The organism is Pseudomonas sp. SAS7 (assembly GCF_052112345.1).
Taxonomy (GTDB): domain Bacteria; phylum Pseudomonadota; class Gammaproteobacteria; order Pseudomonadales; family Pseudomonadaceae; genus Aquipseudomonas; species Aquipseudomonas putida_Q.
Window position 1 is genome coordinate 200,827 of record NZ_JBEGGO010000004.1, and the last position, 19,102, is coordinate 219,928.

General features: G+C 62.0%; 15 protein-coding genes and 2 pseudogenes. 9 read left to right on the forward strand and 8 right to left on the reverse strand.

The genetic code is table 11. The features are described from left to right. Nucleotides 1-64: 64 nt before the first annotated feature. From pcaF to pcaR, 3 genes are all read right to left on the reverse strand, one after another. The gene (gene pcaF, locus ABI582_RS08945) at nt 65-1,267 is read right to left on the reverse strand and encodes a 3-oxoadipyl-CoA thiolase (RefSeq protein WP_338745082.1); all 1,203 of its coding nucleotides are present in this window, start codon (nt 1,265-1,267) and stop codon (nt 65-67) included. A 259-nt stretch (nt 1,268-1,526) separates the two neighbouring features. Further along, a complete protein-coding gene (locus ABI582_RS08950) occupies nt 1,527-2,873 on the reverse strand; it encodes an MFS transporter (protein WP_016498119.1) in 1,347 nt (448 codons plus the stop codon). A 326-nt stretch (nt 2,874-3,199) separates the two neighbouring features. Continuing rightward, nucleotides 3,200-4,009, reverse strand: coding sequence for a pca regulon transcriptional regulator PcaR (gene pcaR, locus ABI582_RS08955; RefSeq protein WP_033732052.1), 810 nt, complete (start codon nt 4,007-4,009; stop codon nt 3,200-3,202). A gap of 541 nt (nt 4,010-4,550) precedes the next feature. Here pcaR and ABI582_RS08960 point away from each other — a divergent pair. Together ABI582_RS08960 and ABI582_RS08965 are read left to right on the forward strand one after the other, a co-directional pair. Further along, a complete protein-coding gene (locus ABI582_RS08960; protein WP_016488886.1) occupies nt 4,551-4,751 on the forward strand; it encodes a hypothetical protein in 201 nt (66 codons plus the stop codon). 311 nt (nt 4,752-5,062) lie between these two features. Beyond that, nucleotides 5,063-6,535 (forward strand): inorganic phosphate transporter, encoded by a 1,473-nt coding sequence (locus tag ABI582_RS08965; RefSeq protein ID WP_442118993.1) that lies wholly within the window; start codon nt 5,063-5,065, stop codon nt 6,533-6,535. A gap of 131 nt (nt 6,536-6,666) precedes the next feature. Here ABI582_RS08965 and ABI582_RS08970 read toward each other — a convergent pair whose 3' ends face one another. Further along, nucleotides 6,667-8,142 (reverse strand): helicase HerA-like domain-containing protein, encoded by a 1,476-nt coding sequence (locus ABI582_RS08970; protein ID WP_442118994.1) that lies wholly within the window; start codon nt 8,140-8,142, stop codon nt 6,667-6,669. A 170-nt stretch (nt 8,143-8,312) separates the two neighbouring features. Here ABI582_RS08970 and ABI582_RS08975 point away from each other — a divergent pair. The 5 genes and pseudogenes from ABI582_RS08975 to ABI582_RS08995 all read left to right on the forward strand — a co-directional run. After that, a pseudogene (locus ABI582_RS08975) lies at nt 8,313-9,329 on the forward strand (cache domain-containing protein); the annotation flags it as partial. Between the two features lie 261 nt (nt 9,330-9,590). Then, a pseudogene (locus ABI582_RS08980) lies at nt 9,591-10,187 on the forward strand (methyl-accepting chemotaxis protein); the annotation flags it as partial. A 237-nt stretch (nt 10,188-10,424) separates the two neighbouring features. Continuing rightward, entirely contained in the window at nt 10,425-11,546 is a 1,122-nt protein-coding gene (locus tag ABI582_RS08985) for a glycosyltransferase family 4 protein (RefSeq protein WP_442118995.1), read from the forward strand. Further along, complete coding sequence (locus ABI582_RS08990) at nt 11,539-12,303, forward strand: DUF2334 domain-containing protein (protein ID WP_442118996.1); 765 nt, start codon at nt 11,539-11,541, stop codon at nt 12,301-12,303. The genes ABI582_RS08985 and ABI582_RS08990 overlap by 8 nt, the downstream gene beginning before the upstream one ends. Beyond that, nucleotides 12,300-13,292: a lysylphosphatidylglycerol synthase transmembrane domain-containing protein gene (locus tag ABI582_RS08995; RefSeq protein ID WP_442118997.1), complete on the forward strand. Its 993-nt coding sequence runs from the start codon at nt 12,300-12,302 to the stop codon at nt 13,290-13,292. Before ABI582_RS08990 ends, ABI582_RS08995 begins: the two co-directional genes overlap by 4 nt. A gap of 187 nt (nt 13,293-13,479) precedes the next feature. On the opposite strand, the gene purU is transcribed toward ABI582_RS08995, so the two are convergent. Continuing rightward, nucleotides 13,480-14,331, reverse strand: a complete 852-nt coding sequence (gene purU, locus ABI582_RS09000) for a formyltetrahydrofolate deformylase (protein WP_442118998.1) — start codon at nt 14,329-14,331, stop codon at nt 13,480-13,482. Nucleotides 14,332-14,615: 284 nt separating this feature from the next. On the opposite strand from purU, the gene mvaT reads away from it, so the two are divergent. Further along, nucleotides 14,616-14,993, forward strand: a complete 378-nt coding sequence (gene mvaT, locus ABI582_RS09005; RefSeq protein ID WP_186659333.1) for a histone-like nucleoid-structuring protein MvaT — start codon at nt 14,616-14,618, stop codon at nt 14,991-14,993. A 72-nt stretch (nt 14,994-15,065) separates the two neighbouring features. Here the strand turns inward: mvaT and sbcB are convergent, their stop codons facing one another. The 3 genes from sbcB to ABI582_RS09020 all read right to left on the reverse strand — a co-directional run bounded on the left by sbcB (nt 15,066) and on the right by ABI582_RS09020 (nt 17,411). Then, entirely contained in the window at nt 15,066-16,499 is a 1,434-nt protein-coding gene (gene sbcB / locus ABI582_RS09010; RefSeq protein ID WP_442118999.1) for an exodeoxyribonuclease I, read from the reverse strand. 42 nt (nt 16,500-16,541) lie between these two features. Next, on the reverse strand, nt 16,542-16,901 hold the full coding sequence (locus ABI582_RS09015; protein ID WP_016498107.1) for a PilZ domain-containing protein: 360 nt from the start codon (nt 16,899-16,901) through the stop codon (nt 16,542-16,544). A gap of 123 nt (nt 16,902-17,024) precedes the next feature. After that, nucleotides 17,025-17,411, reverse strand: a complete 387-nt coding sequence (locus ABI582_RS09020; protein WP_016488897.1) for a tetratricopeptide repeat protein — start codon at nt 17,409-17,411, stop codon at nt 17,025-17,027. Nucleotides 17,412-17,590: 179 nt separating this feature from the next. Between ABI582_RS09020 and pyk the strand changes: the two genes are divergently transcribed. Beyond that, the gene (gene pyk, locus ABI582_RS09025; protein ID WP_258653885.1) at nt 17,591-19,045 is read left to right on the forward strand and encodes a pyruvate kinase; all 1,455 of its coding nucleotides are present in this window, start codon (nt 17,591-17,593) and stop codon (nt 19,043-19,045) included. Nucleotides 19,046-19,102: the final 57 nt, after the last annotated feature.

A 19,102-nucleotide genomic window follows, 5' to 3' on the forward strand; every position in this document is an offset into this window, starting at 1 on the left:
CGCTCCTACAGGGGTTGCGTGGATCCCTGTGGGAGCGGGTTCACCCGCGAAGAGGCCGGTAAGGTCACACCCGCTCGATGGCCAGCGCCAGACCTTGCCCGACACCTACACACATGGTCGCCAGGCCCTTGCGCCCGCCACTTTTCTCCAACTGATGCAGCGCAGTCAGCACCAGGCGCGCACCGCTCATGCCCAGCGGATGGCCCAGGGCGATTGCACCGCCATTCGGATTCACCTGCGGCGCATCGTCGGCCACACCCAGCTCACGCAGCACCGCCAGGCCTTGGCTGGCAAAGGCTTCGTTAAGCTCGATAACGTCGAAATCACTCACCGCCACACCCAGGCGCTCGGTCAGCTTGCGCACTGCCGGCACCGGGCCAATGCCCATCACCCGGGGTGCAACACCGCCGCTGGCCATGCCCAGTACCCGGGCACGCGGGGTCAGGCCGTGTTTCTTCACCGCCTCTGCCGACGCCAGGATCAGCGCCGCAGCACCGTCGTTCACGCCCGAGGCGTTGCCGGCGGTGACAGTCTTGTCCGGGCCGTTGACCGGTTTGAGCTTGGTCAGCGCCTCCAGCGTTGTTTCCGGGCGCAGGTGCTCGTCACGCTCGACGATGGTTTCACCCTTCTTGTGGGCAATGCGCACCGGTACGATCTCTTCGGCGAAGAAGCCGGCAGCCTGGGCGGTGGCGGCTTTCTGCTGGCTGCGCAGGGCGAAAGCGTCCTGGTCAGCGCGCGAAACCTGGTAGTCGTCGGCCACGTTGTCGGCGGTTTCCGGCATGGAGTCCACACCGTACTGGCTCTTCATCAGCGGGTTGATGAAGCGCCAGCCGATGGTGGTGTCTTCCAGCTTCATATTGCGCGAATAGCCGCTTTCAGCCTTGCCCATGACGAACGGTGCGCGCGACATCGACTCGACGCCGCCGGCAATCGCCAGCTCCATTTCGCCGCTGGCGATGGCGCGGAAGGCAGTGCCGATGGCATCCATGCCCGACGCGCACAGGCGGTTCAGGGTGACGCCCGGGATGCTCTCCGGCAGGCCGGCCAGCAGCAGCGCCATGCGCGCCACGTTACGGTTGTCTTCACCGGCCTGGTTGGCGCAGCCGAAGAACACTTCATCAACCTGGTCCCACTGCACCGCAGGGTTGCGCTCGATCAGCGCTTTCAGCGGCACGGCAGCCAGGTCGTCGGCACGCACACCCGCAAGGGCGCCGCCGAAGCGGCCGATCGGGGTGCGGATGGCGTCACAGATAAATACGTCGCGCATTAGGCTTCTCCTGCCACTGGCCATGGGCCGCGGCGGTACGTTTGGAGGCTACTGGTCAGGGTGCTTCGATGAGCTCAGATTAAGGAGAGTGGCGGTAGGCTTACAATCCGATAATCGACTATTCGTGCGATTATCGAACCATTTGTTGCGCTGCTACCTATCTGCATGCCGGGCTTTGCGCAGCCCTATCGCGACACAAGGCCGCTCCCTGCAGGAACAGCCTTGTGCTGCGAATGGCCAACAAAGCGCCCCCCGCGTCTCAGGTCGCGTCGGCGTGGCTCACCAGCCCTTTCACGATCACCCCTACGGTCGCCAGTGCCGCTGGCACCAGCAACGCCGTCAGCACCTGCTCGAAGTTCCAGCCCAGGCCCAGCAGCGTCGCGCCGCTCCAGGCCCCTAGGATCGCACCAAAGCGGCCAATACCCAGCATCCACGATACACCCGTGGCACGGCCCTGGGTTGGGTAGAAGCGCGCCGCCAGCGACGGCATCGCCGACTGCGCACCGTTCACGCACATACCCGCAATCAGCACCAGGGTGGCCAACACGGTGATGTTGCCCAGGCTCTGCCCCACGGCGTAGGCAAACACCCCAGCCAGCAGGTAGAAAATGCCGATCACTTTGTGCGGGTTGTAGCGGTCCATGGCCCAGCCCACACCCACGGCACTCAGCACGCCGCCGAACTGGAACAGCGCCCCGATGAATGCGGCCTGCTCCATGCTCGCGCCGCTATCGCGCATCAGGGTTGGCAACCAGCTGGTCAGCAGGTACACGATCACCAGGCCCATGAAGTAGGTCAGCCACAGCAGCATCGTGCCCAGGCCATAAGTGCCGGAGAAGATCACTGCAAAAACGCTGCGCGCGGCCACGGCCTTTTGCTCTGGCACGCTGAAGCTACCCGCCTCGGCCACCACCTGCGGCGCAATGGGCGACAGGGTCTTGCGGATCTTGTCGGTACCACGGTTGCGCACCACCAGGAACCGCGCCGACTCCGGCAACCACACCATCAACACCAACGCCAGCAGCAGTGGCAGCACGCCGCCGATTACCAGCAGGCTGTGCCAGCCATAGGCCGGGATCATCTTGGCGGAAATGAAACCACCACCGGCCATGCCCAGGTTGAAGCCGCAGAACATGCTGGTCACCAGCAGCGATTTGAGGCGTTCGGGGGTGTATTCGGACAGCAGCGTGGTGGCATTGGGCATGCCGGCACCCAGGCCCAGGCCGGTCAGGAAGCGCAGCACCAGCAACTGGTCGACGTTGGTGGCATAGGCCGAGGCCAGGCTGAAACCGCCAAACACCAGCACCGCGCCCACCAGCACGCCTTTGCGGCCGAAGCGGTCAGCCAACGGCCCAGAGCCCAAGGCACCGAACACCATGCCGATCAATGCGGCGCTCATCACCGGGCCCAGGCTGGCCCGGTCGATACCCCACTCCTGCGACAGCGCCGGGGCGATGAAGCCCATGGCGGCAGTGTCCAGGCCATCGAGGAAGACGATCAGGAAGCACAGCAACACGACCCGCCACTGGTAGCGGGACAGCGGCTGCTGATTGATGAACGACTGGACGTCGAGGCTTTTGCCGACGCTGTTTTGCGCTTGATTCATTGTTGTTATCCAGAATGTAGGGCACAGCCAGACCACTGCACACGGGCAACCGGCACAGGGGACGATGATTGGGAAATATGGCCTGCGTCAGCCTGGATACAACGATACTGCGTGCGGGTGCGGCCGCAGCAGCAAGTGGACAGTATTCATGGTAAGTGCCTCTTGTATTTTTTGTTCGGTCGGCTTGGCCGACCGTTGCGAGAGACATTAATCAGCGGGCGGCAGTGGCGCAATTCGCCCGGAGCGACACTGTGCGTTTATCGCACAAGAAACCGTTTTGCCTGTTCTCAATGTGAAAGGGGGGCGATTGGCGCCCCCCTGCAATTTCAGCCAAACAACTGATGGCAAAGGTCCCGGCTGGCCGCCAGCAGGATCGGCAGGAACCGCTGTTCCAACTCGCTACGCGTCACCCGCCCCACATGGGTGCTCACGTTCAGCGCCGCCAACACCTGCCCCGACGCGTCGTAGATCGGCACGGCAATCGATCGCAGCCCCTGCTCCAACTCCTGGTCCACCACGCACCAGCCCTGGGCGCGCACCTGCTGGATGCAGGCGAACAGTGACTCAGGGTCATGCAGCGTACGGCTGGTGCGCGCTTTCAGGTCGGCACGCTCCAGGTATTCACGCAGGCTGGTGTCGTCCATCGCCGCCAGCAGGATGCGCCCCATCGATGTGCAATAGGCCGGCAAGCGCCCGCCCACCGACAGGTCGACCGATATCAGCCGCTCCACCGTGGCCGAACGGGCTATATAAAGAATGTCGTCGCCTTCGAGGGTGGCCATGTTGGCCGCTTCGTGCAGTTGGTCACTGATACGGTCCAGATAAGGCTGGGCAGAAATCGCCAGCGGCGTCGACGACAGGTAGGCGTGCCCTAACGTCAATACTTTGGGCAGCAGCGAATAGGTACGCCCGTCGGAGGTGGCGTAACCCAGCTTGATCAGCGTGTGCAGGCAACGGCGCACCGCTGCGCGAGGGATTTCGGTGCGGTGGCTGATCTGGGCGATGGTCAGGTGGCGCTTGCGCTCCTGAAAGGCCTGGATCACGGCCAGGCCACGTGCCAGGGAGGTCATGAAGTCGGGATCGCCGGTAAACGCCTGGATGCGCTTGGCCGGAGAAGCCACGATCGGCGGCGCCATGGCGGCCGAAGCGGGTCGCGCCGGCTCTGGATTGACCGGATCGTTGACCAGGGTTTCGTCACTCATCGCACACCTCAAAAAAAACGCCCGTTCGTGCGATTATCGAACAAACGGCCGATAATCGCAATTGACCGCTGACACTTTTGCTTATACCTTTCTCATGCCACTTGTGGCTTCTTTGGAGAGACTGGTCAGGTACCCACCGTAGAAGTCCCCAGGCAACGGCCTCGCCTTTTGGCGAGGCCGTTTTTCATTCGGGCCTCGCCCCGACTTTGCAGCGAACTTTTATCCGCCTTGCCTTTCAAACTTGTACGAAGCGTCCGAACTGTTGTCTACCCCTGCCACTAGTTGCGTCAGATGCTGTCAGGGTGGGGTAAATAACGATGTTCGGCGAATTATCGGTTGCTATAATCGATTGCGCAGGCCCCGACGCTAGCGTAGTAATGGAACCTTCCGCTGTATCTAGCCGTTGCGGCCAGCGGGCATGTGCATGCTGCACAATGCATAACAACAGTCATCACACTTAATTCAGGTACTGCATGTGACGAAAGATGAACTGCGCGCAGAACTCGAGCGCCAGGCTGAACGTTACAAGGATGTTTACGGTGGTGAAGTCACCACTTACGCCGCACAACCGGATCCGGAACGCAAACCTTGGCGCAAGCGTGCCAGCGTGCGCGACCAGGCGTTCAACCAGGAACTGGAACGCATCGAAAAGGAACTGCGCAGCGACAATCCCTGAACCGGGATCACGCCAGCGCGTCGCCGCCCGGCCAGCCCGGGCGCGGTCGATCTTTACCGCCAGACCGATGATGAAATGGAATTACACAAATTTCATACGATCGTTTGAATCATGGCGAAGCGGCCATTTCTTTGATTTTTAGGGTGTTTTAGCCACGCTTTGCGCTTTTTAGCCGACATTTCCCAGCCTGAACACCCCTGCTCTGACCGGGTGCTCACGCCATGAAGATTGCCTTCGGTCGGTAGCAGGTGCATCGATTGCCAAGGTTTTCTGGCATAATCCCGCCCCCCTATACCCGCCAGACAACCTTCATGATCGATTTATTCAGCGGACTGGATGCCTGGGTGTTGGTGAGCCTGCTGCTCGCCTTGACCTTCGTACTCGCCTTCGAGTTCATCAATGGCTTTCATGACACCGCCAACGCGGTAGCTACAGTCATCTACACCAAAGCCATGCCGCCGCACCTCGCCGTGTTCTTCTCCGGCGTGTTCAACTTCCTTGGCGTTCTGCTCGGCGGTGTGGGGGTGGCCTATGCCATCGTGCACCTGCTGCCGGTAGAGCTGCTGATCAATGTGAACACCGGACACGGCCTGGCCATGGTCTTCTCGCTGCTGGCTGCGGCCATCACCTGGAACCTGGGTACTTGGTACTTCGGCATCCCCGCGTCCAGCTCGCACACGCTGATCGGCTCCATTCTCGGTGTCGGCCTGGCCAACGCCCTGATCAACGACATCCCGTTGGGTGATGGCGTCAACTGGCAGAAGGCGATCGACATCGCCATGTCGCTGGTGGTTTCGCCAATGGCCGGCTTTGCCGTTGCAGCCTTGGTGCTGATCGGCCTGAAGTGGTGGCGCCCGCTGTCGAAGATGCACAAGACCCCCGACCAGCGCCGCAAGCTCGACGACAAGAAGCACCCGCCATTCTGGAACCGCATGGTACTGGTGGTTTCGGCCATGGGCGTGAGCTTCGTGCACGGCTCCAACGACGGCCAGAAAGGCATCGGCCTGATCATGCTGGTGCTGATCGGTATCGTCCCGGCCAAGTTCGTACTCGACCTGAACAGCACCACCTACCAGATCGAGCGTACCCGCGACGCGACCCTGCACATGAGCCAGTTCTACCAGCGCAACGCCGCGACCCTGGGCGACTTCCTGGCACTGGGCAAGGCCAAGTCCAGAGACCTGCCGGAGAAGTTCAGCTGCAACCCGCAGCAGACCGAGCCGACCATCGCCGCGCTGCAGTCCTCGCTTCAGGGCGTGACCGACTACCACAGCCTGGATGCCGACAAGCGCGTTGAAGTGCGCCGCTACCTGCTGTGCCTGGATGACACCGCGAAAAAGGTTGGCAAGCTGCCAGGCCTCGATGCCCGTGAAAAGGCCGACCTGGAAAAACTGCGCAAAGACCTGACCGCCACCACCGAATACGCACCGTTCTGGGTGATCGTGGCCGTCGCCCTGGCCTTGGGCCTGGGCACCATGGTTGGCTGGAAGCGTGTGGTACTGACCGTTGGCGAGAAGATCGGCAAGCAGGGCATGACCTATGCCCAGGGCATGTCGGCACAGATCACCGCGGCCTGCGCCATCGGCATGGCCAACGTGTTCGCCCTGCCGGTATCGACCACCCACGTGCTGTCGTCCGGCGTGGCCGGCACCATGGTCGCCAACAAGAGCGGCCTGCAAGGCGGCACGGTGAAGACCATCCTGCTGGCCTGGGTGCTGACCCTGCCGGCCTCGATGGGCCTGGCCGCCGGCCTGTTCTGGCTGGCATCCAAAGCCATTGGCTGAGTGATACTGCTCTCAGCATAAAGGCGCCTTCGGGGCGCCTTTTTCATCTGTGCTTTTCTGCACCGGCCTCTTCGCCGCAGCGAGATCCCTGTGGGAGCGGGTTTACCCGCGAAGAGGCCGGTACAGGCAAACTACCTTTTCTTGCCCCCCAGCAACGACCCCATCAACCCGCGCACCAGTTGCCGCCCCAACTGGTTGGCAGCTTGGCGCACAGCCGACTTGATAGCCTGCCCCGCCGCACTCTGCAAGAAATCACCGGCCTTGTCGGCAAAGCTCTCCTCATCCGCCTTCGGCTGCGGGGCTGGCTCCACCGCCTCGCCCTTGCGCTGGGTCAGCATTTCATAGGCCGACTCACGGTCCACCGGCTTGTCATAGCGCCCCGCCAGCGGCGAGGCAGCAATCAGCGCAGCGCGCTCGGCCGCACTCAACGGCCCGATACGCGACTGCGGCGGTGCAATCAGCACCCGCTGCACCACGGCGGGCGTACCCTTCTCTTCCAGTGCCCCCACCAACGCCTCGCCAATCCCTAGCTCGGTCAGCACCGCCAGGGTGTCGAACGCGGGGTTCGGGCGAAAGCCATCGGCCACTGCCCTCAGCGACTTCTGCTCCTTGGCGGTAAAGGCCCGCAGGCCATGCTGAATGCGCAACCCCAACTGGGCCAGCACCGCATCCGGCAAGTCACCCGGTGACTGGGTGACGAAGTACACCCCCACGCCCTTGGAGCGGATCAGCCGCACCACCTGCTCCAGGCGGTCCTGCAGCGCCTTGGGCGTACCGTTGAACAGCAAGTGCGCTTCATCGAAGAACAAGGCCAGCACCGGCTTGTCGGCATCTCCACGCTCGGGCAATTGCTCGAACAGCTCGGCCAGCAGCCACAGCAGGAAGGTGGCGTACACCTTGGGCGCCTCATGCACCAGCCTGCTGGCGTCGAGCAGGTGGATGCGCCCACGGCCATCCGAGCCCGGCCGCAGCAGGTCTTCAAGCTGCAATGCCGGCTCGCCAAACAGCGCCTCGGCACCCTGCTGCTCCAGAGTCGCCAGCCGCCGCAACAAGGCCTGGGTCGAGGCCGTGGTCATCAGTGCACTGTCTTCACCCAGCAATTGCGGGTTGTCCTTCAGGTGCGCCAGCAGCGCCTTGAGGTCCTTGAGGTCGAGCAGCAACAGGCCCTCTCGGTCGGCCACCTTGAAGGCCGCATACAGTGCCGCCTGCTGGCTGTCGGTCAGCTCCAGGAGGTTGCCCAGCAGCAACGGCCCCATTTCACTGAGGGTAGTGCGCAGCGGGTGCCCGGACTGCCCGGCGATGTCCCACAGGCTTACCGGGTAGGCCTGGGGCGTGTGCCCGAGCCAAGGCATACCGGCGATTCGCTCGGCCACCTTGCCCTGTGGTGCGCCAGCAGCACCCAGGCCACACAAGTCACCTTTGACATCGGCCGCGAATACCGCAACCCCTGCGTCGCTGAACACTTCTGCCAAGTGCTGCAAGGTCACGGTCTTGCCGGTGCCCGTCGCGCCCGCCACCAGGCCATGGCGGTTGGCCAGCCGCATCGCTTGCCCGACTGGCTGGCCATCCGGGCCAGCACCTACAACTATGGTCGATGTTTCCGACATCTCTGTAATCCTCTGCTCAAGCTTTACCTTAATTCGGCCGATACCTTTGGGTGATATTCGCCTTAATTAGAGAGGAACAACCGAAAAGGGACTTTTCGGGATGTTGCACTGCTTTGCGGCTCCACCCGTGCGAACGCCTGATATAACACCTTAGCGGAACCGATTACGCCATGAACAAAAGCCTTCGTTTCAGCCACAAGATTCTTTTGGCAGCATCATTGATCGTGATACTCGCCTTCAGCCTTTTCACGCTCTACAACGATTACCTCCAGCGTAATGCCATCCGCGAGGACCTGGAAAACTATCTGGCTGAAATGGGCGCCTCCACTTCGACCAACATCCGCAACCTGTTCGACGGCCGTATCAAGCTGGTGGAAAACCTGGCACAGAACATTGCCCAGGACCCAACCAACGCCGAAACCCTGATGGGCCAGAACGCGCTCATTTCCAGCTTCCTCACCGTTTACCTGGGCAAGGTGGACGGTGGCTTCAGCGTGCGCCCGGACGCAAAAATGCCTGATGGCTACGACCCACGCACGCGCCCCTGGTACAAGGACGGCATGAGTGCCGCCGGCGCGACACTGACCGAACCGTACATCGACATGACCACCAACAAGATGGTCATTGGCATCCTCAGCAAGGTTTCCAGCAGTGTCGGCGTGGTCGGTGGCGACCTGGCCCTGGACGGCCTGGTGCAGATCATCAACTCGCTGAACTTCGGCGGCATGGGCTACGCGTTCCTGGTCAACGACCAGGGTAAGGTCCTGGTGCACCCTGACAAAGATCTGGTGATGAAGTCGCTGTCGGACCTGTTCCCGCAGCACACGCCGAAACTGACCGGTGAGCTGACCGAAGTGCAGAGCGACGGCCAGGCCCGCCTGCTGACCTTCACCCCGATCACCGGCCTGCCTTCGGCCAACTGGTACATCGGCCTGTCGGTGGAAAAGGACAAGGCCTTCTCGATGCTCAGCACCTTCCGCACCTCGGCGGTGATCGCCACGGTGGTGGCGGTGGTGATCATCATCGGCCTGCTCGGCCTGCTGATCAACGTGCTGATGCAGCCGCTGCATACCATGACCCGCGCCATGGAAGACATTGCCGAGGGTGAAGGCGACCTGACCAAACGCCTGCGCATTCACAACCACGACGAATTCGGCATCCTGGGCACCGCCTTCAACCGTTTCGTCGAGCGCATTCACAGCTCGATCAGCGAGGTGTCCTCGGCCACCGAGCAGGTCAACGAAGTGGCCCTGCGTGTCATCAGCGCCTCGAACTCGTCGATGACCAACTCTGACGAACAGTCCAACCGTACCAACAGCGTGGCCGCCGCCATCAACGAACTGGGCGCCGCCGCCCAGGAAATCGCCGGCAATGCTGCTCAGGCGTCGCAGCATGCCAGTTCGGCTCGCCTGCTGGCCGAAGAGGGGCAACAGGTGGTGGAACGAAATATTGCGGCAATGAACCGCCTGTCCGACCTGATCGTCAGTTCCAGCGGGCACATCGAGACGCTGAACAACAAGACCGTCAACATTGGCCAGATCCTCGAAGTGATCACCAGCATTTCCCAGCAAACCAACCTGCTGGCGCTGAACGCCGCCATCGAAGCGGCCCGTGCCGGTGAAGCCGGCCGCGGCTTTGCCGTGGTAGCCGACGAAGTACGCAACCTGGCGCACCGCACCCAGGAATCGGCGCAGCAAGTGCAGACCATGATCGAAGAGCTGCAGGTTGGCGCCCGCGCGTCGGTCGAGACCATGGACCAGAGCCAGCGCCACAGCCAGGACAGCGTGCAGATTGCCAACCAGGCCGGTGAGCGGCTGGACAGCGTTACCGTGCGCATCAGCGAGATCGACGGCATGAACCAGTCGGTGGCCACCGCCACCGAAGAGCAGACCGCCGTGGTCGAGGCGATCAACATGGACATCAACGAGATCAACATGCTCAACCAGGAAGGCGTGGAGAACCTGCAAGCCACTCTGCGCGCCTGCTCGGACCTTGAGCAGCAGGCCGGCCGCCTGAAGCAGCTGGTGGGCAGTTTCCGCATCTGACCGCAGCTACACCCTCCTCTGTAGGAGCAGCCTTGTGCTGCGAAGAGGCCAGTACAGGCAATACTGCTAGGTTGCCTTCACTGGCCTCTTCGCAGCACAAGGCTGCTCCTACAAGGATTCCGAACTCCCCCCTCCTCAAACCGATCGAACAAACTATCCTTCTGAAAGGTCCACCTTTAGGCGCGTCATCGCCGGCAGTTACCGCCGAATGACAGACCCGAAGATGATCCCGGAGGGATGCTGATCGTGCACATCGCCGACATCACCATGTTCTACGCCCCGGCCAGCGGCGGCGTACGTACCTATCTTGATGCCAAACACCGCCGCCTCGACGCCATTCACGGCGTACGCCACAGCTTGCTGATCCCCGGTGCCAGTGCACAGCACGCCGATGGCATCTATCAGGTACCCGCCCCGCCGCTGCCATTCGGCAAGGGTTACCGCTTCCCGGTGCGCCTGGCCCCCTGGTGCAGTGAACTGCGCCGGCTCAAGCCCGACCTGATCGAAGTCGGCGACCCCTACCTGACCGCCTGGGCAGCGCTGGAGGCACGGCGCCAACTGGATGTGCCGGTGATCGGTTTCTACCATTCCGACCTGCCGTTGCTGGTCAGCAACCGTATGGGCAACTGGTTCACGCCCAATGTCGAGGCGTATGTCAGCAAGCTGTACGGCAATTTCGACCGGGTGCTCGCGCCCAGCCAGGTAATGGCCGACAAACTGCGCCGCCTGGGCGTTCGCGATGTGCATGTGCAGCGCCTGGGTGTGGACCTGGCCACCTTCAACCCCGGCCAGCGCGACCCGCACCTGCGCGCGCAGCTGGGTATTGCCGACACCACCCGCCTGCTGATCTATGCAGGCCGCGGCTCGAGGGAAAAGAACCTGCCAGTACTGCTCGACTGCATGCAACAGCTGGGTGGCGCCTACCACCTGCTGCTGGTGGGCTCGAACATGCCGGCCAACGTGCCACGTAATGTCAGCGTCATCGACCACTTCTGCCCGGCGCCGGAAGTTGCCCGGCTGCTGGCCAGTGCCGACTTGCTGGTGCACGCCGGAGACCAGGAAACCTTTGGCCTGGTCATTCTTGAAGCAATGGCCAGCGCCATCCCCGTGGTGGCCGTGCGCGCCGGTGCCTTCGGCGAAATCGTCAACGAACAGTGTGGGCGCCTGTGCCGCCCTAACGATGGCCAGGCCATGGCGGCGGCCGTGCGCGAGGCGTTCGAGGCCGGCGTACGCACACTCGGGGCGCAGGCCCGCCGCCACGTGGAGCAGCACTATTCATGGGACAACGTGGTCTGCGGCCTGCTGCAGCACTACCAGGCCGTGCTCGGCCACCGGCCGCAGGTGCGCGCCCATGGTTGAGGCACGGCCGGCTTCACGTAGCCTGATGCTGGTGCTGCATGATGTCGCGCCCGAGACCTGGCCGGACTACCAACCCTTCGTCGAAGCCGTCGACAGCCTCGGCGGCGTCCCCATGACCTGGCTTGTGGTGCCGGACTTTCACCAGCGCAACCTTCTGCAGCGTTCACCCACCTTCTGCCGCCTGCTTGACCGGCGCCTGGCCCAGGGCGACGAACTGGCCTTGCACGGCTATTATCATGCCGACAACAGCCCGCCGCCTCGCACGCCTGGCGACTACTTCATGCGCCGTATCTACACCCACGAAGGTGAGTTCTACGGCCTCGACCAGCAACAGGCCCTGCAACGGCTGCAGCGCGGCCTGGCAATGTTCCACCAGCAGGGCTGGCCTGTGGCCGGCTTTGTCGCGCCAGCCTGGCTGATGAGCGAAGGCACCCGCCAGGCCCTACGCCGCCTGCCGCTGCGTTATACCAGCACACCGCAGCACCTGTACCGCTTGCCGGACTTCACCGCAATCGAAGCCCCGGGGCTGGTGTGGAGTGCCCGCAGCGCCTGGCGCCGAGGGCTTTCCAGGGTGCTGTGCGACTGGCAATGCCGCCGTTGGCGCAACGCCGAGACCCTGCGCCTGGGCTTGCACCCGGTGGACATGCGCCACCGCGCCTCCCGTGAATACTGGCTGAACACCTTGCGCAGCCTGCTGGCTCAAGGCCGCGAGCCACTGACCAAGTCGGCCTGGCTGGACCGCCAGGCCAGCGCATGAGCCGCCTGGCCTGGCTGGGCCTGGCACTGCTCGCTGCTTTGCTGGTGCCGATCCTGCTCGGTGGCAGCGAGCTGCTGCCGAGGCTGCAACGCTTCGACCCTGTGCTGATGGTCACCCTGCTGGGCATGATCCTGCTGTGCTGGGCGATCAACGCCATTCGCTTGCGCCTGTTGCTCGGCCAGCAAGGTGCCAGGCTTGGGCCCCTGCGCAGCCTGGGCGTGGTCATGGCCACCGAATTTGCCATCTGCACCACCCCCGGCGGCAGTGGCGGGCCCTTGACCCTCATGGCCCTGCTGGCGCGTGACCGCATCAGCCCGGCACGCAGCGGCGCTGTATTCGCCATGGACCAGTTGAACGACCTGGTGTTCTTCTTCTGCGCCATGCTGGCGATAGCCGGCTACGCGCTTTTCCACAGCCTGGGCCGCAGCCAGGAAAGCATGTTGCTGGGCAGTGCGCTGCTACTGTGCACAGCACTGGCCGGGGTGGCCGGGCTGCTGCGCTACCGCCGCCAGATCATGCGCTTGAACGGCAGGCTGCTGCGGCGCCTGGGCATGAGCCAGCAGTGTAAACGCCGCTGGGCACGCAAGCTGTTGCACTTCATGCACGCGCTGGCGCAGACCTGGCAGTTGCCCAAGCGCACATTAACCCAGGTGTTCACCCTGACCTGCCTACACTGGGGCCTGCGCTACAGCGTGTTGTATCTGGTATTGAGGGGGTTGGGGGTGGACCTGGCATGGATCCCCAGTTTTCTGGTGCAGATGCTGTCGCTCAGTGCCGGCCAGTTCAGCCTGCTGCCAGGTGGCGCTGGTGCTGCCGAGCTGACCTCGGCCAGCCTGCTGACGCCATGGGTGGGCAGTTCGACCGCAGCGGCGGCGATCCTGATATGGCGGGCGGTTACTTATTACTTTTATCTGCTGGCGGGTGGGCCGGTGTTTGTGTGCCTGCTGGCGCGTCCGTTGCTGGAGCGCTGGCGGCGTCAGGCGGGTTGAGCTGTTGCCAGAGTTCGGCAGCGCCGGGGAAGTCGGTGCCGTCAGCGTCATCCAGGGCTTCGGGGTCGTAGCGGGCCAGGCAACCTTCGCCGAGAGTGGGAGGCGGTGACGCGGTGGGGGTGTTGCGTTGTTTGGCCATCAGCGTTCCTTTCAAGATTGCAGGGGCTGCTTTGCAGCCCCTGCATCATCAATCGAAAACGACAGTCTTGTTGCCATGCACCAGCACCCGGTCTTCCAGGTGATAACGCAGGCCACGGGCCAGCACCATCTTCTCCACATCACGGCCAAAGCGGACCATGTCCTCGATGCTGTCGGCATGGCTGACGCGCACCACGTCCTGCTCGATGATCGGGCCGGCGTCCAGCTCTTCAGTGACGTAGTGGCAGGTCGCGCCAATCAGTTTCACGCCACGCAGGGCGGCCTGGTGATAAGGCTTGGCACCGACGAACGACGGCAGGAAGCTGTGGTGGATATTGATCACCTTTTCAGCAAAGTCCCGGCACAGTTGCGGTGGCAGGATCTGCATGTAACGGGCCAGCACCACCACATCGGCGGCGTGCTCCTCGACCAGGCGCGACACTTCGGCAAAAGCCGGTGCCTTGTCCTTGGGATCGACCGGCACGTGGAAGAACGGAATGCCATGCCACTCGACCATGCTGCGCAGGTCGTTGTGATTGGAAATCACGCAAGGGATCTCGCAATCCAGTTCAGCGGTGTGCCAGCGGTGCAGCAAATCGGCCAGGCAGTGCGACTCGCGGCTGGCCATGAGTACTACGCGCTTTTTCTGCGCCGAGTCGGTCACGCGCCAGGTCATGGAGAACTCTTCGGCGATCGGCGCAAACGCCTCGCGGAAGGCTTCGATACCGAACGGCAGGGATTCGGCGCGGATCTCATGGCGCATGAAGAACCAGCCGCTCTGCTCATCAGAGTGGTGGCTGGCTTCGTTGATCCAGCCATTGTACAAGGCCAGGAAATTACTGACTTTCGCCACGATGCCTACACGATCGGGGCAGGCGATCACCAGACGATAGGTGCGCATGAATGAGACTCCAGAACTTCGCAAAGGCGCCTATTCTAGCGGCCCGCCAGAAAAAACGCAGTAATGATCGCAGCCGCGATGGCGTATCCCGGTCGTCCTACGCAGTGCAGGCATTGTCTGACAGACAACACGACACACAGGGTTTTTAAGTAAATTTTTGTTCACGTAGAGAAATGTTGTCACAGCTTAATTAACAGTTAATTGCCCAATATCATGTTTACTTGCGAGTATCGCCTGTCTATTATTGACCCACACATTTCCGAACACGCATTAAGGAACACTCCATGTCCCTGATCAACGAGTACCGCGCTACCGAAGAAGCCATCAAGGAACTTCAGGCCCGCCTGGCCAACCTGTCGCAGGATGACAAGCTGAAGAAAGAACTGGAATTCGAAGGCAAACTGCGCACTCTGATGGGCGAGTACTCCAAGTCGCTGCGCGACGTGATTGCCCTGCTCGACCCAGAATCGAAACTGAGCAAGGCTCCTCGCGGCGCGGTCAAGACTACTGCCACCAAACGTGCGCGCAAGGTCAAGCAATACAAAAACCCGCACAACGGTGAAGTGATCGAAACCAAAGGTGGCAACCACAAGACCCTGAAAGAGTGGAAAGCCAAATGGGGTGGTGATGTGGTTGAGAGCTGGGCAACCCTGCTGGACTGATTGTCCGCATTTGCCTTTTGCTACCGCAACAAGAACGCCGGCACATTGCCGGCGTTTTTGTTTGCTCCGCTGTCAGCCAATTGCAAATTCTTCCTGCAATTGTCGGGCATGCATTTGCCAAGCTTCCAGCACACGCCGGCCAGCCTCGTCAGCGCTTTCCCAAGCTTGCTGACGCGCCTGCTCGAAGTCGCCCAGGGTATTGGGTGCTCCCCACTGCGGGTCACTCAGGCGCTGCTGACAGAAGCCATACCAGCGCTGTCGTTCTTCATTGGTCAAGGTCTCGGGGAAGTTGCGCGCCCGATAGCGGAATAGCAGTTCCGGTAAACGCGGGTCATCGAACATCCACTGCCCACGGCCCAACTGTGCGGGTTCCAGCGCACGCACTTGTTCACATAAACGGCGGTCTCGATCCCCCACAAAACCGTCATACAACTGTTGTTCCGGGTCTTCATTCGTGGCGAAGTCTTCCTTGCCATAGATGTGCTCCAGCTTGTCTTGCCATTGCGCCTGTTGATTAGCCAACTGCTCGCCGCGCAATTGTAACAACGTCAAGTCCAGGCCCAATCGTTGTTGGTCGACCGGGCGCAATACCGAGAGTGGCGCCAGTACCGGGCAGCGATTGACCTGTACCAATTTGAGCGGCACCGGTAATTCACCCTCGGCCAGCGCATCATGACGGGTATACAAGCGCTGGCGTAGAACCTCAGCACTTTCCCTTAGTAACGGTAGGGATTCCTGATGCAAGTCGTAGACGATGAGCACATTGCGATTACGCGGGTGCCAGGCCAATGGCAATACGACACCAAGGTAATTACGCGCCGCCGAAAAGCGCCCGGATATATGCACCAGTGGCTGCAACAAACGGACCTGTTCCATCACTTTGTGCTTGCTGCGCAACTGGAAGAGCCAGTCATACAACTTGGGCTGTTTTTGCCGAATCAGACGGGCCAGGGCAATGGTTGCCCGCACGTCGGAAAGCGCCTCGTGGGCATGCCCATGGTCAATGCCATTGGCCTTGCTCAACAGTTCAAGGCGCAGGCTGGTGCGCCCATCTTGTTGCGGCCATTGGATACCGTCAGGGCGCAAGGCGTAGGCGGTCCGCACGATGTCGATCAGGTCCCAGCGGCTGTTGCCGCCCTGCCACTCCCGGGCATACGGGTCGAAAAAGTTCCGGTACAAACTGTAGCGGGTCACTTCATCGTCGAAGCGCAGGGTGTTGTAGCCAGCGCCACAGGTACCCGGCTGCGCCAGTTGCGCATGCACCCGGGTCATGAACTCGGCCTCGCACAGACCTTGCTCGGCCAGCAACTGCGGGGTGATGCCTGTCACCAGGCAAGCCGCCGGGTGCGGCAGGATGTCGTCGGAAGGCCGGCAATAAAGGCTGATCGGCTCGTCGATTTCGTTAAGGTCGAAATCGGTGCGCACGCCGGCCACCTGCAGTGGCCGGTCGCAACGCGGGTTGATGCCGGTGGTTTCGTAGTCGTGCCAGAAAATGCTTGAGGTCACGGGGTCGTCCTGTATCAAGGTCGACCCGATTCTAGCGCAGCCTCAGACAGAAGCGTTGGCAGGAAGGAAACTGAAATAATCACGCAGTGAGCGCACGAACTCGTCGAATTCGCGGGGCGCCTGCAACAGCATGAAGCCCGAATCGTAGTGCCCAGGCGTCTGGTCTTCGCGGCACCACAGGCAACTGGCGGTGAGGTTGACGAACTGATGCCCGCCGCCGACCAGCGGCAAGCGCAATTGCAGTTCGTAATCGGGCCCTACCAGCACAGGCAGCTGGCTGATTACCATCAGGCCATCCTCGGAGGCATTACCCAGCTGGCCGATTTCTTGACCGGTAAAACGGTTGAATACCTTGAGGACACAAGGCAGTTGATGGCGTTCGATGTGGCGCTTGTTGAACATGATCGCGAGTGTATTCCGTACCTGATGCCAGGAATACAAGGTACTGGCGGTTGTTGTAACAGCTGAGTTACAGATTAGCGCAGGGCGCGCCGCAAATCTCGTGAAATAAACCACACCTTGGTGTTATCGCCAAGGTGCGGTCGTCACCGGGTTGGCCACAGCCGCTTCGCCGCTACGGGCATGGCCAAGTTTTTCAAGGGTCTGCAGGCGCGCCCGGGCACGATAGGCGTACTCGTTGCCCGGGTACTTCTGGATCAGGTACTGGTAAGTCTGTGCGGCATCCACGTACAGCGCCTGGCGCTCCAGGCACTGGCCGCGCAGCAGCGATACCTCGGGGTGGATGAACGGTCGCGAACGGCTGGTACGGTCGACCTGCGACAGCTCCAGCATGACCCGTGCGCAGTCGCCACGGTCGTAGGCGCGGTAGGCGTTGTTCAGGTGGTGGTCCATGGACCAGCGGGTGCAGCCGACGGCGCTGGCCGCCAGGGCTAAAACGATCAGGGCTCGCATGGGGATCTCCTTTGATGCCTGTGTATCGGCCAACGCCAACAAATCTTCACAGGCTTTTGCAAGGATACCCCGACCGTTCAAATGCCACCCTGCCTTGGTCGCAGGTAGTGCAACGGAACAATGACTACAGCGAGATTCAGGAGTAGCCTTTCGCTGCGCTTCACTATAGGAGTCTGTGCATGACCATCCGCCGTACCAAAATCGTCGCCACCCTTGGCCCCGCCAGCAACTCGCCGGAAGTGATCGAGCAACTGATCCTTGCCGGCCTGGACGTGGCACGCCTGAACTTCTCCCACGGCACCCCGGACGAGCACAAGGCCCGCGCCCGCCTGATCCGTGACATCGCCGCCAAGAACGGCCGCCATGTCGCGCTGCTGGGCGACCTGCAGGGTCCGAAGATCCGCATCGCCAAGTTCGCCAACAAGCGCATCGAATTGAAGATCGGTGACAAGTTCACCTTCTCCACCGCCCACCCGTTGACCGAAGGCAACCAGGACATCGTCGGTATCGACTATCCCGACCTGGTCAAGGACTGCGGCGTCGGTGACGAACTGCTGCTCGACGATGGCCGTGTGGTCATGCGCGTCGAAACCGCCACTGCAGACGCCCTGCACTGCGTGGTGATCATCGGTGGCCCGCTGTCGGACCACAAAGGCATCAACCGTAAAGGTGGCGGCCTGACCGCGCCGGCCCTGACCGAAAAAGACAAGGCCGACATCAAACTGGCTGCGGAAATGGACCTGGACTACCTGGCCGTTTCCTTCCCGCGTGACGCCAGCGACATGGAATACGCACGCAAGCTGCGTGACGAGGCCGGCGGCAGCGCCTGGCTGGTGGCCAAGATCGAACGCGCCGAAGCGGTTGCCGACGACGAGACCCTCGACAAGCTGATCGCCGCCTCCGACGCGGTGATGGTTGCCCGTGGCGACCTGGGTGTGGAAATCGGCGACGCCGAGCTGATCGGCATCCAGAAAAAGATCATCCAGCACGCCCGCCGCAACAACAAGGCGGTGATCGTGGCGACCCAGATGATGGAGTCGATGATCCAGAACCCGATGCCGACCCGCGCTGAAGTGTCCGACGTGGCCAACGCCGTGCTGGACAACACCGATGCGGTGATGCTGTCGGCCGAAAGTGCCGCCGGTTCCTACCCGATCGAAGCCGTACAGGCCATGGCGCGGATTTGCCAAGGTGCCGAAAAGCACCCGACCAACCAGAAGTCCAGCCACCGCCTGCACACCACCTTCGAGCGTTGCGACGAAAGCATCGCCCTGGCGGCCATGTACACGGCCAACCACTTCCCGGGCGTAAAGGCGATCATCGCCCTGACCGAAAGCGGCTACACCCCGCTGATCATGTCGCGCCTGCGTTCGCATGTGCCGATCTTCGCCTTGACGCCGCACCGCGCTACCCAGGCTCGCGTCTCGATGTTCCGCGGCGTCTACCCGATCGCCTTCGACCCGGCCTCGCTGCCGGCCGACAAGGTAAGCCAGGCGGCAGTCGACGAACTGCTCAAGCGTGGCCTGGTGGAACAGGGTGACTGGGTGATCCTGACCAAAGGTGACAGCTACCACACCATCGGTGGCACCAACGGCATGAAGATCCTGCATGTCGGTGATCCGCTGGTCGGTTGATCGCTGATCGCATTATGCAAAAGCCCCGTACAGTTTCTGTCGGGGCTTTTTTTTTTC